General features: G+C 43.4%; 18 protein-coding genes. 5 read left to right on the top strand and 13 right to left on the bottom strand.

The window, feature by feature from the left end; genetic code table 11:
• Positions 1-16: 16 nt before the first annotated feature.
• Entirely contained in the window at positions 17-646 is a 630-nt protein-coding gene (locus R7127_RS17950; RefSeq protein ID WP_021035904.1) for a PepSY-associated TM helix domain-containing protein, read from the bottom strand.
• Positions 647-927: 281 nt separating this feature from the next.
• Between R7127_RS17950 and R7127_RS17945 the strand changes: the two genes are divergently transcribed.
• Both R7127_RS17945 and R7127_RS17940 read left to right on the top strand, forming a co-directional pair.
• Positions 928-1380, top strand: coding sequence for a hypothetical protein (locus R7127_RS17945; protein WP_033906230.1), 453 nt, complete (start codon positions 928-930; stop codon positions 1378-1380).
• On the top strand, positions 1377-1865 hold the full coding sequence (locus R7127_RS17940; protein WP_064354474.1) for a hypothetical protein: 489 nt from the start codon (positions 1377-1379) through the stop codon (positions 1863-1865). The genes R7127_RS17945 and R7127_RS17940 overlap by 4 nt, the downstream gene beginning before the upstream one ends.
• Before the next feature lie 68 nt (positions 1866-1933).
• Here the strand turns inward: R7127_RS17940 and R7127_RS17935 are convergent, their stop codons facing one another.
• From R7127_RS17935 to R7127_RS17895, 9 genes are all read right to left on the bottom strand, one after another.
• Positions 1934-3106, bottom strand: a complete 1173-nt coding sequence (locus R7127_RS17935; protein WP_033906228.1) for a tetratricopeptide repeat protein — start codon at positions 3104-3106, stop codon at positions 1934-1936.
• Positions 3103-3723: an energy transducer TonB gene (locus R7127_RS17930; RefSeq protein ID WP_005374256.1), complete on the bottom strand. Its 621-nt coding sequence runs from the start codon at positions 3721-3723 to the stop codon at positions 3103-3105. Before R7127_RS17930 ends, R7127_RS17935 begins: the two co-directional genes overlap by 4 nt.
• Positions 3723-4127, bottom strand: a complete 405-nt coding sequence (locus R7127_RS17925) for an ExbD/TolR family protein (RefSeq protein WP_005374257.1) — start codon at positions 4125-4127, stop codon at positions 3723-3725. The genes R7127_RS17930 and R7127_RS17925 overlap by 1 nt, the downstream gene beginning before the upstream one ends.
• Complete coding sequence (locus R7127_RS17920) at positions 4124-4678, bottom strand: MotA/TolQ/ExbB proton channel family protein (protein WP_017635540.1); 555 nt, start codon at positions 4676-4678, stop codon at positions 4124-4126. The genes R7127_RS17925 and R7127_RS17920 overlap by 4 nt, the downstream gene beginning before the upstream one ends.
• Complete coding sequence (locus R7127_RS17915; RefSeq protein WP_054574484.1) at positions 4678-6045, bottom strand: MotA/TolQ/ExbB proton channel family protein; 1368 nt, start codon at positions 6043-6045, stop codon at positions 4678-4680. Before R7127_RS17915 ends, R7127_RS17920 begins: the two co-directional genes overlap by 1 nt.
• Positions 6046-6813, bottom strand: coding sequence for a DUF3450 domain-containing protein (locus tag R7127_RS17910; RefSeq protein WP_005374260.1), 768 nt, complete (start codon positions 6811-6813; stop codon positions 6046-6048).
• A gap of 74 nt (positions 6814-6887) precedes the next feature.
• A complete protein-coding gene (locus R7127_RS17905; RefSeq protein WP_033906225.1) occupies positions 6888-8981 on the bottom strand; it encodes a TonB-dependent siderophore receptor in 2094 nt (697 codons plus the stop codon).
• A gap of 207 nt (positions 8982-9188) precedes the next feature.
• Entirely contained in the window at positions 9189-10562 is a 1374-nt protein-coding gene (locus R7127_RS17900; RefSeq protein WP_033906224.1) for a sensor histidine kinase, read from the bottom strand.
• Positions 10562-11227, bottom strand: a complete 666-nt coding sequence (locus tag R7127_RS17895) for a response regulator transcription factor (protein WP_005386018.1) — start codon at positions 11225-11227, stop codon at positions 10562-10564. The genes R7127_RS17900 and R7127_RS17895 overlap by 1 nt, the downstream gene beginning before the upstream one ends.
• 230 nt (positions 11228-11457) lie before the next feature.
• Here R7127_RS17895 and R7127_RS17890 point away from each other — a divergent pair, with 230 nt between their 5' ends.
• A complete protein-coding gene (locus tag R7127_RS17890; protein WP_005386019.1) occupies positions 11458-12168 on the top strand; it encodes a glycerophosphodiester phosphodiesterase family protein in 711 nt (236 codons plus the stop codon).
• A gap of 35 nt (positions 12169-12203) precedes the next feature.
• Here R7127_RS17890 and R7127_RS17885 read toward each other — a convergent pair whose 3' ends face one another.
• Positions 12204-12686, bottom strand: a complete 483-nt coding sequence (locus R7127_RS17885) for a L,D-transpeptidase family protein (protein ID WP_054574480.1) — start codon at positions 12684-12686, stop codon at positions 12204-12206.
• Between the two features lie 241 nt (positions 12687-12927).
• On the opposite strand from R7127_RS17885, the gene R7127_RS17880 reads away from it, so the two are divergent.
• Both R7127_RS17880 and R7127_RS17875 read left to right on the top strand, forming a co-directional pair.
• Positions 12928-13923 (top strand): 2-hydroxyacid dehydrogenase, encoded by a 996-nt coding sequence (locus R7127_RS17880; RefSeq protein ID WP_033906222.1) that lies wholly within the window; start codon positions 12928-12930, stop codon positions 13921-13923.
• A gap of 85 nt (positions 13924-14008) precedes the next feature.
• The gene (locus R7127_RS17875; protein WP_005374274.1) at positions 14009-14365 is read left to right on the top strand and encodes a YibL family ribosome-associated protein; all 357 of its coding nucleotides are present in this window, start codon (positions 14009-14011) and stop codon (positions 14363-14365) included.
• Between the two features lie 163 nt (positions 14366-14528).
• Here R7127_RS17875 and R7127_RS17870 read toward each other — a convergent pair whose 3' ends face one another.
• A complete protein-coding gene (locus R7127_RS17870; protein WP_005374275.1) occupies positions 14529-15560 on the bottom strand; it encodes a hypothetical protein in 1032 nt (343 codons plus the stop codon).
• A gap of 103 nt (positions 15561-15663) precedes the next feature.
• Positions 15664-16425: a hypothetical protein gene (locus R7127_RS17865; RefSeq protein ID WP_005374276.1), complete on the bottom strand. Its 762-nt coding sequence runs from the start codon at positions 16423-16425 to the stop codon at positions 15664-15666.
• Between the last annotated feature and the right edge of the window lie 350 nt (positions 16426-16775).

Genomic DNA, 16775 nt, shown 5'->3' with positions numbered 1-16775 from the left:
TTCTCTAAAAAAGCTGTTATGGAACAGCAACAAAATAAATTACGAGCGACAGTAACGTACCAAAGCTCATCCATTGCATAGACGTTCTGAGCGTCTTCTTCTTAGGCAGTAACAAGCACACGCCTGTAAGAACAAAAAACACCATCAAAAGCGCAGTGACGTCGATAAACCACTTCCAAATCCCACCACTGTTGCGCCCTTTATGTAGATCGTTCAGCAGCGCAACAATACCGTAGTGCGTCGTTTCAACATCTGCCGCACCAGTAGTCATATCAATAAAGACCGTAGCGTTATAACCTGGGCCTTTAAAATCCATAGACAGCTCTCCGAGTAACAACTCACCTTGCTCAACTTCGGTATACACATCTAGTGCGGAGGGAGTGCCGCGAAGCTCGGTTTCTTTAGTCAAGAAAGCCACCAGTTCTTCACGATTAGGTTGAAAGGTATCTGAATGTGAGAATAGAACTGAGTGCGGAACCGTCAGAGTATGTTGTTGAATGATAGGTTCACTGCGTTCAAACAATTCGGGGCGATTGAGGGTAATACCAGTTACTGCAAAAAACAGCGTAACTAAGAGAAGAGCCATCGAAATATAGATATGTAGGCGGCGAGCCCAAGTTTGAACACCTTTGCTTTTAAGCAACATAGAAACAATCATCACCAATAAATGTGGGGCATAATTTAGGTGATAATCATTCGTATTGGCATTTAATTTACATTGTTTACTTTTTCAATTCAGCTTGGCTTGCGCATGTTTTAGCTATTTGGGCCAATGCGAGTTACAGGTTGCCTACCTTTTAGATAATAATCATCTCAATTAAAATAACTAAAAGTTAAACCACTTCCTCAATTCGCAAAAATGACATAGATCTCATATAAACGTAGGTTACTATGTTCTTTTTAACCTAATTACTTTCGGTGTAAAACATGAATAAATGTCCTGCGATCATCGGTATTGTATTTGATGAAAAGAGTTTGAAAGCTATCGATAGAATAAATGAATTACATGAATTAGAGAGATCGGCCAAAGTATTTATTAGCTTGGGTAACCTTTGGAGTATTTTTGGAGGAAACTCCCTGAAGGGGACAGCGAGTAGTGGCCTATCTAAAGCAATTACTGCTATTCCCGCCAAACCAGGATGGGAAACCGCTAAAAATGTTAGCATTGGATTAGGAAGAGGAATTTCTTCTGATGCAAGCCAAACTGCTTGGAGTATATCACAAGCTAATTGGGAGTATTACTTCAAATCATATAGTGCCTTAGATCAGATCAAGCTGAGAGAAATCGAAAAAATCGCCACTTTCCAAGCACTTGATCATGTACACGATAGCAAGCAATATAGATTTTGGAAAGCGATCTCAGATGGATGTAAAATATGAACAAGAACGCTGTAATAATACTCTTATCATTTTTCTCAAGTGTCGCTTTAGCAAATGCAAAATTTGAAGACAGTTTATTTAAAAATGTAAGCCAATCTATTGATAATTATGGTGCTAAGATAAAGCAGTGTGAGTCTATGGCAAAACAGAATACGCCTGACAAAAAAACCCTAGAGTATTCAAAGAACCATATAGAAGCATTAACTCCTGTTCTGCCGTTTTTAAGCGAAAAAGCTTTTGAAGCTTGTGTCTTAAAAGAGAAACAAGAACTAGCATATTACTTATTAATAGCAAAAAATAACGCTTCAAGAACCTCAACATTAAAGCTTGTAGAATCGACTGAAAGCCTTACTTTTCATATCGAACCTACATCTATAGAAAAGTTTGAAACACTGAGCAAAGTACATCAAGAATATATAGAGAAAAGCCCCTTTTTCTCCCGACCATTTGATGCGTTAGCCTTTTATGAAAAACTCATGCAGTAAATAGCCTTTATGACTTTAGACAAAAAAAATACCCGAGACTGAGCTCGGGTATTTAATAAAAATGTTCGCTATGAGTCCTGCGTCGATTCTACTTTGCGTAGCTGAGATAGATACTTAACCCAACTTTTTGCCTGATTCGATGGCTTAATCTCATTCGCTCTTTTGGCATTAGCGAGCGCATCGTCAAACCGCTTAAGTTTGTAGTAAGCGCGAGTTTTGATAAGTGCAACATCCGCTTTACGACCTCTGACCTTATCGAGCGCGGCAATGGCATCTTTATAATGGCCTTCTTGCACCAACAGTTGAGAATAGTTCCAGTAATACTGCCTATCTAGCTGAGCTGCAATACGCCAGCTATCAATAGACTCTTCCCACTCTTTTGCCATTTGCCAATACGTTGCTTGCTGGGCTTTTAGCTTACTATTCGAGTTTACATCCTCTAGCTCGTTCATCACCAACGCAGCTCTCTCAGGAATACCTCGTTTCGCGTACAATTGTGCCAGCAGCTTTAAGTCATCTTGGCTAAGTTGTAACCCTTTCAGTTTTGCCAACGCCAAAGAGTCTAGGGCACGTTTGTTGTCATCAACCCGTAGGTATAGAGCAACAAGCTGACGCCACCATTCAATTCGTTCAGGTTCAATCACGATTAAGCGTTTGATGGTCGAGATTGCCGGCTTCCACTTTTTCAGTTCTAGCTCAGCAGAAAGCTTTATCGACAACGCGCCAAGCTTGTCTGGCTGACCAAACTTCTCATAACGAGCCATTGCTGAAAGCACTTTTTGCCACTGACTCAGTTGATAATGAGATTGGGAAATACGCAGCCATAGTTCATGCGCTTTTTGACCTTTAGGAATGTTTTTGCTCAAGGCATAGTAATGAGGTAAAGCCTTAGAAAAACGTTGCTCGTTCAGCAGTATATCAGCCAACATTTTTCGGGTTTGCCATGCTTGCTCATCTTGTAGCAAACCACTATTGACTGCCAACTCAAGTTGCTTAATCGCCGCTTGAGTTTGCTCGTTCTGCCAGTAAAAAATACCCAACATTCGAGCGACATAAGCTTGGTCATATCCACGAGAAAGCTCCATAGCTTCAAGAGATGAAATCGCTTCTTTTAGTTTCTCCTCCTGAGCCAAGTTGTGTGCTCGTTGAACTCTCGCTGCGGTGTATTGGCTTAACTCACTGGCAATGGTTGAGAGTGCACTCAGGCTTAATACCGTACCGATTAAGAATTTTTTCATCATTTGGCTAACTTGAACTCCACTTTAGCGGTTTGTCCGAACTGCTCAATTGACACACCATCCTCAACTTTTGGCTGATACTTCCATTTTTTAAGCGCACGGATTGCTTCCCTTTCAAACATGCGCTCGGGCTCAGCCTCGATCACTTCAATATCTTTTGGTCGTCCAGTTGCATCGATCGTGAAACGCATAATGACATAACCTTCCACTCTACGTTTCAGCGCCTTACTTGGATAGCGAGGATCAACACGATACAACGGCAGTGCTTGCTGGTTGCCCATTGTTCCCTTCAAGTTTGGGGCGCTAATCGCGATGCCTTCAAGGGCTGTGTTTAAACCTAAAGCACTGACTGGCGTCATCTGACTCATTGGTTCCATTTGAGTGTCAGCTTGAGACAGATCCATTGGCTCCGGCGCTTGAGGTGGTTCTGGTTGCTCCGGCACTGAACGTTGACGACGCTGCACGTCTGCTTCATTCTCTACCATCACCATATCAAAACGAACGGCTTCTGAAGCTTCTGGTGCACGCTGGTTGCCTTTATCAACCATCCACGCCATAAAGCTAAACAAGCTCACAGAAATTAACAGTGATGCTGGTAGTGCAAGTAACAGCCTGCCCATTAAGGTTTCTCCGCCGCCAAAGCAATGTTTTTCACACCTGCTGCCTTTGCAGCGTCCATCACTTTCACGACAGTGCCATTGTAAGCATGCTCGTCAGCTTGGATAACTAACGAGGCATCAGGCTGATCAAGTAACAGATGCTCAATAGAGGCCTCAACACGCTCAATATCAACCACTCGTTTGTCGATGTACACATCATTCGCTGCCGTTACTGCGATAAAAATGCCCGCGTCTTTTTGACTTACTACATTAGAAGCCTGAGGGCGATTCACTTCTACACCGGATTCACGTACAAACGAACTGGTCACAATGAAGAAGATCAACATGATGAAGACGATATCAAGCATCGAGGTTAAATCGACTTGAGCTTCATCTTGTTGGTTAGGTCTGCGTCCGAGTCTCACTTTTGACTCCTTAAAGATTGTTCTAACTGGATAGCTTTTCGTTCACACACTTTGCTAAGGCGAGCATGAATAAACATGCCCGCAAGCGCTGCTACCATACCTGCCATGGTTGGCAGCGTAGCAAGTGAGATACCAGAAGCCATCAATTTCGGATTGCTGCTGCCTTGCGATGCCATTACGTCAAACACCGTAATCATGCCTGTCACCGTCCCTAACAACCCTAGCATTGGGCAAACCGCCACAAGTAGCTTAATAGTCGATAGGTTTTGGCGCAGTTCGATTTGCGCTTTTGCAATCCATCCTTCACGGATTTGATGCGCGTACCAAGAGTGGTGCTCTGATCTTGCTTGCCACTGCTCACAAAGCTGTTTTTTTACCCCAGGGAAAACCGTTGTGAGATAAATAACTCGCTCCATAACCAACAGCCAGCACACCGCCACGACGGCGGCCAGCCACCATAGGATTTGACCACCTTGCTGCATAAAGCTCATCAATGTTGTGGCCCAATCCTCACTGATCAAACCCAATGTGCTGAGTAGGATCTGCTCCATTACGCTGCGTTCTCCGCTAAGGTGTTAGAGTGACTTTTGTTACTCGGCATATCACGCTCAGCTTGTTCTGCAACTAAACCGATGCCTTGTTTTTCTAAGATACTGCGAATATTTTCTGCTTGAGAGCTCAATACGTTGTGCGCTAATAGCAAAGGCATGGCTGAAACAAGGCCAAGTACGGTAGTCACAAGTGCCATTGAAATACCACCCGCCATTACTTTCGGATCACCATTACCAAATTGAGTGATGACTTGGAAGGTTTCGATCATACCCGTTACCGTGCCTAGTAGGCCAAGCATAGGAGCTAGAGCAGCAAGAAGCTTAAGCATCGACAACCCTTTTTCTAGGTGGGTTTGCTCATCAACAACAGCTTCCAAAAGACGTAGTTCTAACGCTTCTACGCTGCGATGCTTGTCTTTCTGGTATACCGCAAGCACGCGACCCAAAGGGTTGTTTCCTGGCTGCGCTGGGGTTTTCAGTTGCTTCATGATTTTCTGGCGCGAAATCATCAGTGATGCACCACGTACGAGCGCAATCAATAGGCCGATAGCCAATAAACCAAGGATTATTTTACCGACAACGCCACCCGCATTTAGGCGATCAGCCAAAGTCGGTGAGTTTGCAAGCTGTTCAAGAAGAATGCCACGTGATGGATCAATGACAAGTGCATCAATGTCACCAGAGGAAATAGTATTCGCTGTTGGACCGTTCTCAGGCTGACGAAGATAGTTTACCGCGTCTCCGCGTTGACCATTCCACTTAACGTAGCCAGTCTCATCCAGCAGCGCCATAGAACCAAGACGAACACCATTAACCGTTTGTTCACGACCTTCGCCATTTAGCAGTGTGAAAGAGACGTTTGCCATTTCACCGCTTGCTTTGATTTGTTCTTCCATGCTGCGCCACATCGCCTGAAGTTGGGTCAACGTTGGCAGTGATTTAGCCGCAACAATAGCATCGATATCTTTCTGATATGAGTTTGCATCTACACCCGTTACTGAGCTCTTGAGCTCTGACTCTAGCTCTTTTGCGTTCTGGCGAACGACGCCAAATAGCTCACCTAAGCTCCCGGTTTCTAGACGTAGCTTTTCTTCTAGCTGCGCCAGTTCCGCTTCGTTTTCACCGAAAGTAACACTTAATGAATCCGCTTCTGCTTGAAGAGCAGCTCGCTCTGCGGCCAATTTATTCTTTATAGCCTGTAGCTCTTGCTCTGTTTGCTTAAAACCTGATTCACGCGTGACATTGTGCGATTGCTGTTGACGATTTTCTTGCTGCGCCTTTTGTAACAACGCATCACTAGCAACAGTTGTATGAGGCATTAATGCGGCTGTCGAGATTAGTGCAACCGATAACCATTTTTTCATCATTTATTTGCCCTCCGCAGCGGTTAACGACACTGGCAGAGTTAACATACTCGGCGCGATCTGTTTATTCGCCATAGCGAACGCTTTATCTAGCTCTGATTTTTGCTCAGAACCCACTTGTTGCCATGCTTGTTGTTGCTGTGACCAGCTCCAAAATGTGTCACCAGATAAGCTACGCGCTACCAAAGACAAACGCCCTAAATAGAGAATGTCCGCCTCCACAGCTTCATTGTCACCTAGGTTAATCTTGCCTTGGTAAACGCCAAGCTTGGTGCCGTAATCCATTTCAATTTGGTACGCTTCTAAAATACGACGAAACTTCTCTGCATCCGCAACGTCTGCACGCGTCATCATGGAATCCAGCTTTGCAATTCGCTCCTCACGTTGCGCTTTGCGTATAGGCTTGTCGTTAGCGACGAGCACTTTTAAGCCCTCAAGCATGTGATACATCAAAGGCACGACACCTTGACGAGTTTGAGCAATCTGCTCAATTTGCTCGTTCAAGCTATCAACTTCTTGATTTTGACTTTCAACAAGGCTTGCAAGATGATCGCGATAAATCTTCAAGTTACCGACTTCCTCTTGCAGCTGCTCAATTTCAGCTTCTAGAGTAAGTGATTTTTCTGCGCTTGCATCAATACGTTTTTGGCTTACCGCCGACGACTGGTTTGTTTTACTCTGCACAGCTTGTGCATCGTTTAAGTTCGCCGCGTGAGCGGGAATCAAAACCGATGATATCAACAGAGCGATACTTGATTTCATTAGATTCATACGAGTTATATTTCTGTGTTCCAAAAACGACCAAAGGGGAAGACTACCCTTCCCCTTTAATAATCAAATTGTTATCAGTACTTGAACTGGATTGTTGCCATGTAGTTGCGGCTTTCTCCAACCACAACCCCACTCGCACCTTTTTGCTCGCCATTCGTGCTACCACCACCTGCGAAGTAGTCGGTATCGAATAAATTCTCGACATTGAATCGAGCAATAATATCCAAGTTTTCATCGTACTTATGTTTGTATGACACGCCCATATCAACGCGAGCGTAGCCATCTTTCTTGAAGGTGTTCTGTGCATCACCGTAGCGATCACCTTCATAAATCAAACCAAGGTTTAAGTTAGTGTTGTCTTGAACCTTGTAGCTAGACCATAGACTTGCCGAGAACTCTGGCACGTCTACAGGGCGGTTACCTTCATATCTTTCTGCCTTCTTAAGCTCTGCATCCAAATACATTGCAGAAGCGGTTAGCGACAACTCTGGGGTCACAAAACCTTGAGCCATTAACTCAGCGCCTTTGTGAACTTGCTCACCACCTTGCGTTTTCTTGTGTAGGAGATTGCCGCCCGCGTCTTTGCCGCTTTCAACATCCAGCGAGATGTTCTCTAACGTGATATCAAACACAGCACCAGATACAAATAAACGCTGATCAAACAGTTCCCACTTCGTACCGATTTCATAAGAGATACCACGCTCAGCGTCGAGTTTCTCACCTTCATTGATGTAGGTACGACTACCGTTGCTGACTTCACCTTGAGGCATGAAGCTTTCAGAATACTGAACGTAAACCGAGCCATTCGTCGATGGGTGGAAAATGACACCAAATTTTGGAGAAACCTGGTTTTCGGTCAGTTCATCATCACGCTTTTCGTCATAACGAACACCTGCAAGCACTTGCCAGTAATCATTAATCGTCATCATATTTTGCGCGTAGATACCCCAAGTATCGTACTCAGCAGTTGGTGATTTCTTCGAACTACGATAGCTAGGCTTAGGCACCGTTTCTCCTGGCGCAATACTCGCCTCATTATGAAATGCCATAAAGCGATCATAACTGTAATCTAAGTAGTTAGCGCCCACTAACAACGTGTTTTCCGTACCGAACAAAGTAAAGTCCGTCGTCACATCTATATATGCAGTATCAAATACCCAATTATCGGAGCGATCGTTGCCTCGATGCTTAATCGTATTTAACTCTTCATACTGATCAAACTTAGGGTAAGACTCTACATCAAAACGCTTAAAGTCTTGGCGGTTGTAACCTGCTTTTACGTTCACGTTATCCGTGACTTGCGCATTAATATCGACACCGTAGTTTTCTACTTCGTTATCAATTTCAGACCACTGCGCATCCCAAATGTACTTATCACCGCGAACCGCTTTGCCATCAACAATGTATGCGCCAGAGTCCACGCTACCATCGTCTTTCGTGCGATCGTAATGAGCCGATACCATAAAGTTGTCTGTGATATCGTACTCAACCACTAGGCCAGCTACCGTACGATCTGTTTTAGGCTCAGTGCCATCACCGTACCTGCGCCAAGAGCCGTAGCTTTCTTTGGCAAAAATTGCGCGCGCTCGCAGTGTCTCTGCATCATTTAGCGCGCCGCTCACATCAAGCACAGTGCGTGAGTGATCATTCGAACCTAGATCTTGGCTCAAACTTGCTTGTGTTTGAGTTGTTGGTTTTTTCGAAACCATGTTTACCAAGCCACCCGGCTCAGATTTACCGTATAGCAGACCTGATGGACCTTTAAGCACTTCAACACGCTCTAAAAGCTCAATTGGCTGACGGTAGTGTGACCAGTGTTGACGGCCATCACGAAGAAAACCGTCTGAACTGCTAAGTTCAAAACCACGTAGAGAGAAACGTTCGCGGTTACGGCTTGTACCACCCGCGCTAACACTTGCATCGTTACGTAGCACTTCACCAAGTGTACTTGCACGCTGCTCATCAATTACCGTTTCATCGATAACCGCTACTTGTCCCGGCGTTTCCAGCTGCGTCATTTCCATGCGCATTGCTGTACTGTTTGTATCCGCCTTGTAGCCGAACTCTCGACCTTCTACAATTACATGTTCGTCTGTTTGAACTTCCGCCACTGCAGGTGTTGCTAACACTGCACCGATCACTAACGCCAAATGGCTCTTAGTAAACATATCCTTTCACTCCGATTATTATTTTTCGGGTCACATACTTGTTGAATGCGATTCCCTCTTAATTATTTCGCGGGTGAATATAAGTGATAAGTATTACCATTTGCATTAAATTTACATTCTTTGCATTTGCAAACTTTTGTAAAGTACTCTCTGATGATGCGCCATGATAACGTGATGTTAATCACAAAAATTACGACTTAATCATACTTATTGCTTGAACACTAAAGTAACCCTCAGACCACCTTGCTCACGGTTTTTCGCCGTAACTGCTCCACCCATAATACGCATGGATTCTTTGACAATCGCAAGACCTAAACCGTAGCCACCAAGCTTTTTATCTCTAGAAGCATCTAAGCGTGTAAACGGATCAAAAATATCGACCAGCTTGTTATCTGGAATACCAGGCCCATCATCAGATACTGACATGATGGTGAACTGCTGCCCTTCTTTGACATAATTTTCCAGAGAAACTTCTATCTGAGATGCTGGTCCTGAATATTTAATGGCATTACCAATAAGATTGTTCAAACAACGAATGACCAGCGTTTCTTCACAAATGGCTTTAGCACATACAGCTTCTGAGCGGAAAGACAACGTCTGTTCTGACTTCAAATCTATTTTGCAACGTTCTACTTGCGGGGAGAGCAAAACTTCTAAATCACAGCGTTTCGTGGCTTTGTCGAAGCGCGCATTTTCCAAGCGACTGAACTCCAATATATCGCTGATCAAATGGTTTAGCTCTTTTGCTTCATCTTCTAGCCTTGTCACTAGGCTTTGCTCACTTTCTCCAACACGCTTTCGCAAAAGATGCAGAACCAAGTTCTGCCTCGCTAACGGCGTTCTCAATTCGTGAGAGACATCTCTTATAAGCAGTCGCTGCTTTTCAGCGAGAGAATGAATCTGTTGCGTCATGTGATCGAAATCTTGCGCTAACTCGTTAAACTCACGCGTGCTCGACTTCAGCTCTTTCACGACACTGACATTAAAATCGCCATTAGATAGCTTTTTGCTTGCTTCTCTCAATCGATCCAATGGTTGCTGTAAGTTACGTGCCATTAGCAGCGAAAAGAGCGCCAAAATAACCACTGCAATCACGACTTTGAGAATAGAGAAATACAGAATGAAGTCATTTGCAGGGTGCAGTCGATGTGGCAATTGAATCACTAAAGTATTGCCATGAACTAAAGGAATATTGATGATGGGGCGATTCACTTTCCCCTCAAGTTGATCATCAATGCTTCTCTTAAATTGAAGTTTGAACTCGAAGTGCGGATGCATCAGACGGTGCGTAACTGGTTGCTGATGTTCATTCAACACAAATAAATAAAAGTTTTGCGCATTTGCCCAGTCAGCAAGTTCGTCCATGTCTCCGTGCTCAATCAATACATTGGCTTGATGTGCAAGGTCTAGCATTTCTTCTCGCACACTATCGGGCACTTTCAACATGGCTTTCACCAGAGCTTGTTCCGCTAAGGATTGCACGACCAAAATACTAATGACAATTGCGGTCATGCAACTAAATAACTTGAACGCTAAGCTATCTTTACGTTTTGCAATAAAAGGTGGACACCGGAGCTTCATTAACGGTTTACAGCCTCTAAATAACTGTAACCTTTGCCACGGAAGGTTTTGATATGTTGCTTGGAAAGCCCCGCCTCAACTAACTTGCGACGTATGTTACTGATGTGCATATCAAGGTTGCGATCAAAAGGACTCAGCTCTTTCTTTAACACTTCGGTTTGAAGCTCTGCTTTTGAAATCACGACTCCTTGGTTTTTTACCAAGTAGCTCAATAGTTCAGCTTCCGTACTTGTGAGGGGTAAGCTATTAAGCTGGTCGCTGATCGTTTGAACGGTACTACACATCGTCTGACGTTGACGTTCCAAGCCAACACGACGAAGAATCGCTTTGATGCGCATTAGAAGCTCAGCGACATTAAAGGGCTTTCCGATATACTGATCGGCCCCCGCTTGGTAACCATCAAGCATCGAGTTTTCATCGTTGAGAGCGGTAAGCATTAGAATAGGTGTCGCGAAGCGCTGACAGATCCTACGAGCAACTTGCATGCCGTTAAGGTTTGGTAACATGACATCAAGCAATACAAGATCTACAGGCGTTTTTTCCATATATTGCAGCGCACTTTCACCGCAATGCACAGAAGAGACGATGTAGCCCTCCTCTTGCAAAACCGCTTCTAACAGCTCACACAAAGGAACGTCATCATCGACTATCAAAACTCGTGACATTACCACTCACCATTCAAATAAAAATGGTTCGCATTTTATTACTCATTTACTAATTAAACAACTACACACTCTAAGGCTTTAAGTCCACAGGACTCAGTCCAAGAAGCAGCAACGTGCCATTAGAGTTTAATGTTCACTTTTACTAAAGGTTCCTAACAATATGCACCTAGATATATCTTCATAGAAAAAACGAGTACAATCTGGCAACCGCAAAGCAAAAGATAAAGCGAATGGAAACGTTATTAATTGGTCACCGTGGCGTGGCAGGTTCATACCCTGAGAATACAAAAATAAGCATTCAGGCAGCCATTGACCTGGGGTTGAAGTGGGTGGAAGTGGATATACAGCCTACCAAAGATAATGTTTTAGTGGTTTGCCATGATCATACCGTCAATCGATGCAGCAATGGACAAGGCCGTGTTGATGAGCTCACCCTGGAAGAGTTAAAAGCATTAGATTTCGGTAGTTGGTTTAGCACAGACTTTTCAGGCGAGAAGATCGTGACACTAGATGAACTGCTCACTTTAGCTACTGAGAATAAGCTTAACTTGAATATCGAAGTTAAAGTAGACAACCATCCAGCGGAAGAAGTGGCGCAGACTCTCGCCAATGCGTTAGCAAAAAGTCCAATGCCGCAAGAGAATGTACTCCTATCGAGCTTTAGTCATGACGTCATTAGAGCGATGCACAAATACTGCAGTGGCTACCGATTGGGTGTGTTAAGTGAATTCTTTACGAGAAAAGATAAACGCCTTTTGGAAGAAGTTAGTGCCTATAGCTGCAACCTAAACATTAACTGGGTTCGTACTCGCCAGATAAACAAACTCCAACAAGCCGGTTACAAAGTGATGTGCTATACGGTGAACAATCCAAATAAGCTGAAATACCTGCCTCAGTTAGACGGTATTTTTAGTGATCATCCACAGCGCTTTATGCCATAGCCTATAAGAGCCAGAACATTAAAGGGGACCTTTTATTACCACTCAATCTGAATTGGTGTCCCCATCTCGACGAGCTGGATAAATTCGTCCATTTCCTCGTTGGTAATCGCAATACACCCATTAGTCCAATCAAAACTTTGGATGTAAATCGGCAACTGACTCTCACCGTTTTTTAAGCCATGAATTTTGATGTTCCCTCCAGGGGAGACACCTCGGCGCCTCGCTTCCAACGTATCAATCGCATCAGGGTAACTGATATGCACAGAACGATAAAAAGCAGAGTCCTCTATAACATAATCTAGAGTGTACTCGCCCTCCGGCGTGCGATTGTCTCCCTCTTCTTGTTTATGTCCTTGCGGGTTCGCTCCTAAAGCAATTCGGTATTCTTTTAGCACTGCTCCTTGTTCCATCAAATACATTCGACGCTTAGACTTGTCGACTTTAACGAGGTCAACAGCTGCGTGAGTGCCCGAAGCAAACACACAACACAAGAACATAGAGAACCATTTTACTGACATTGTCGTAACGCCTAAGCTAATAAAGTGAACAAGAAAAGAGCGATAATGCTAGTCAGTTAATGCTCGTAAAGCAAACAGTATCTAATGCGGAACCGTAAGATAGCACTCGCTGAAAGGCGTACTTCTTATCGTTATTTGATACAACAAAGTCAAAAAGAAGATTTCTCTATTCATTGCGGCTAAGTTGCATTACTTTATAAGCATATTTATTTATAAAGTCCGTACTTTTTGAGAGGGAACCATGATTAACATTGCTTTTTTTAGTGCAAAATCCTACGACGAAGCCTCTTTTAATAAAATTAAAAATAACCGCGATTTTGAATTTCACTATCACGACTTCCGACTAACCGAAAAAACAGCCAAGATGGCGCACGGCAGTGATGTTGTATGTGCGTTCGTTAATGATGATCTTTCAGCTCCAGTCCTTAAACAGCTTTCTCTGGGCGGGACCAAGCTTATTGCTATGCGCTGCGCGGGATTTGATAAAGTTGATCAACAAGCAGCCAAAGAACTAGGTTTACAAGTGGTTCGAGTTCCTGCTTACTCACCAGAGGCAGTGGCAGAGCACACGGTTGGTTTAATGATGTGCCTAAACCGCCGTCTTCACAAGGCCTATCAAAGGACACGTGACGCCAACTTCTCGCTAGAAGGTCTTGTTGGCTTTAACTTTTTCGGAAAAACCGTTGGTGTTATTGGTACGGGTAAGATTGGTATCGCGACGATGCGTATCTTCAAAGGGCTTGGCATGGAGCTGCTTTGCTACGACCCCTACGAAAACCCATTAGCGCTAGAAATGGGAGCCCGTTACTGTTCACTTGAAGAAATCTACGCTAATGCGGATGTTATCTCTCTCCATTGCCCAATGAGTGAAGAAAACTATCACTTATTGAACGAAAAAGCCTTCGCGCAAATGAAAGATGGTGTAATGATCATTAACACCAGTCGAGGCGAGTTGCTAGATTCACTAGCGGCGATAGAAGCGTTGAAACAAGGTAAGATTGGTGCGCTTGGCCTAGACGTGTATGACAATGAAAAAGACTTATTCTTCCAAGATAAATCTAACGATGTCATTGTAGATGATGTTTTCCGCCGTTTATCGGCTTGTCATAACGTGCTGTTTACTGGCCACCAAGCATTCTTGACTCACGAAGCACTTAATAATATTGCCTCTGTGACGCTTGATAACGTCGAAGCCTTTTTCTCTGGTAACGTATCGGGCAATGAACTGATTAACTAAAGCCAGACAATCGAGAAGTATAGTAGAGCGTGTGATCTCAGCTATGCTATACTTCTCGACTATTGAAAATTTGAGCCAAATTACCATGAGCATAAAAACTGATATTCAAAAGCTGCACAACCGTTTAGATACATGCCAACGTAAACTTGATGCGGCACGTTCTCGTGGTGATCACGAAATGATTACAAAGTTCACGGATGAAGTAGAACAGCTGACCAAAAAGCTTAACCAGTTAAAGCACAAGCAAAACTATGAGCTGAACAAAGAACGTAAAAGCTTACTTGATATGCCTTTCTCTCGTGAAATCACCAAAGCAGAACAAGCGGACATCGGCAAACTGAAAAAACGCGTACGCGGCTTAGTAATCGTTCACCCATTAACAAAAGTTGGTAAAGAACTTCGCCTTGATGTGATGACAGGCTTTGCGCCAAAAGAGTTTTAAAACTCGCATTAACATTTATGGAGCCCAAGCATTTGCTTGGGCTTTTTATTTTGTACTGCTTCATTAGATTTCATCGAAATATCAATCCATAAGCTATTAAAAAGGCCAGCGACAAAAGCCACTGACCTATTTCGACCAATATCGTCCGCATTACATCTCAACGTTACGACAGTTGCTGCAACTTGTGCTCCACAACGGGATCGTTCGGAACCAACTGCTGAGCGACTTCCAAAAGCTGTACTGCATCTTGCGGGTTGTCATACTCATGCTTAAGTGCAATATCAACAAGTGGCTGAATATCGATTTGCGCTTGATGCTCCTTCACATGTTCTTTCTTTTCTTCAATTAGTACATTATGAGCGGTACTCAGTAAGTTTAAACGATGCTGTGAGCTCGCATTCGCCTTGTTAAGGCACTGATAGTAATCTTCTTTTAAGCGCAGCGTTTTGGTCTGATGACGAAACTGCGCTATATCTATCTTCTGATAACGTATAAAGTCTACGGCCACTTGCTTATAAAAACCGAATTTATTCAAATACGTCGCGTGGGTACCATGTCCCATCCCGAAGACTCTTAAGTGAGTGAGCTCTGGGTAGCGTTTGGCGTGAAGGCGGTCGATTTCATTAGTTGGATCATAAATGATGTAGCCTTTTGCATCGCCAAGGTCAAGGTCATGATACTTTCCTTCCCAATCAAATTGTTGGGCAAGTTCAGTACTTGGCCTATCATCCCATGGCACCAAAACTTTGTTTTTTGTGCTGACCGGGTGAAACATCAATACTTGATCCAACTTTAATAGATTAGAAAAGGCACCAATAGCAAAACCACCGCGGCTAAGTCCATAGCCTAAACGACATTCAAAGGGCTCAAGTAAAGTCGACAGTTGCTCTAGAAAGAAAATCAAATTACGGCTACGAAACCAGTTACTTTTCCCAAGATGCTGAAATGAAATAATATTTACTTTTTGTTTCTGGGCTAAGCGATAACCCCAAGGCGCAAAGTCTGAGTGTAAGTCCTGTACTTGTAGATTCGTACCAGCAGGGGAAAAGGTGAACAACAACGGTTTATTGCGGTCGACAAACTCATACTTAACAAATACATCATCAAGTAAGTCCTCCCCGGACATCGGTAGCCTGGTTTGCTGTTCTTCACGAGAAAGAGCCAGCCATTCATCCAACCAGTACAGTAACTTCATTAATCCTCCATCTAAATTGCGCCTAGCAATTGTGTTAAAAATCTAGTTTTTAGTGTGTGATCATCTCCCCCTGGTTACAGGGGACTCTGATATCAGTCCTCTTTTAAAACAAAGCGTGAATTTGCTTATTAAATTGGTCAATATCTAAGGTTTGATGGCGAACAAACTCCTGCGCCACCAGATTAAAAAATTCTAATTTATCTAATTGTGTGGATTGAGTGCCGTGTCCCATACCGACGACTTTTAAATGGGTAAGCTCTGGATAACGTTCAGCATGAAGACGATCAATGCGATTGGATGGGTCATAAATAATATAACCTTTGGCATTGCCCAAATCTCGATCATGGTAGCCGCTTTCCCAAGCAAACTGCTGAGCAAGCTCAGTACTCGGCCGATCATCCCAAGGCACTAACGCTTTATTTTTAGTGCTAACAGGATAAAACAACAAAAGATGTTCTAGTTTCAGCAAGTTAGCGAACGCGCCAATTGCAAAGCCACCTCGACTTTGCCCATAACCCAAACGACATTTGAAGGGATGAAGCAACTCAGATAGCTGCTCCAGAAAGAAAATCAAATTCCGACTACGGAACCAATTACTTTGTCCTAAATGTTGAAAGGCAATAATGTTTACTTGTTGTTGTATTCCGAGCTCGTAGCCCCAAGGAGAAAAATCCGGAGTTAAATCTTGTACCTGCACATCAGTACCGGAAGGAGAAAATGTAAACAACAATGGCTTGTTAAGATCGACGAGTTCATACTTTACAAACACATCATCAAGTAAATCGTAGCCAGAGATAGGTAAAGCCATCTCTTGTTCTTGTTGAGTAAGAGCTTGCCATTCATCTAACCAGTAAAGTAGCTTCATTTTTTCTCCAAGTGCATCCGCAGTATTTAGACTGGAACTCTATCAAAATGCGTTTAAGCATCCCACGTTGAGACTTAAGAAAGCTCTATTTGAAGCCCAAATGAGACGTATGGAAATGTCTTCGATTGAAGGTATTACTGCGTAAACTAAACCCAAAGTAGGTACGCAAAAACTTGGAGAAAGAGCTAGAGAAAAATCAATTAGAAGTTTCGATAACAGCGGTTAAAAAACAGCAGATACAAAAAAACCGCTGTAAGAACAGCGGTTTTTTTTTAAAAGTGGCGGAGAGATAGGGATTTGAACCCTAGATACGCTATTAACGTATGCCGGTTTTCAAGACCGGTGCTTTC

The organism is Vibrio sp. 1159, assembly GCF_033340395.1.
Classification (GTDB): Bacteria; Pseudomonadota; Gammaproteobacteria; order Enterobacterales; family Vibrionaceae; genus Vibrio; species Vibrio alginolyticus.
The sequence above is the reverse complement of the archived record's forward strand: the minus strand, read 5'-3'. Positions and strand labels throughout refer to the sequence as shown.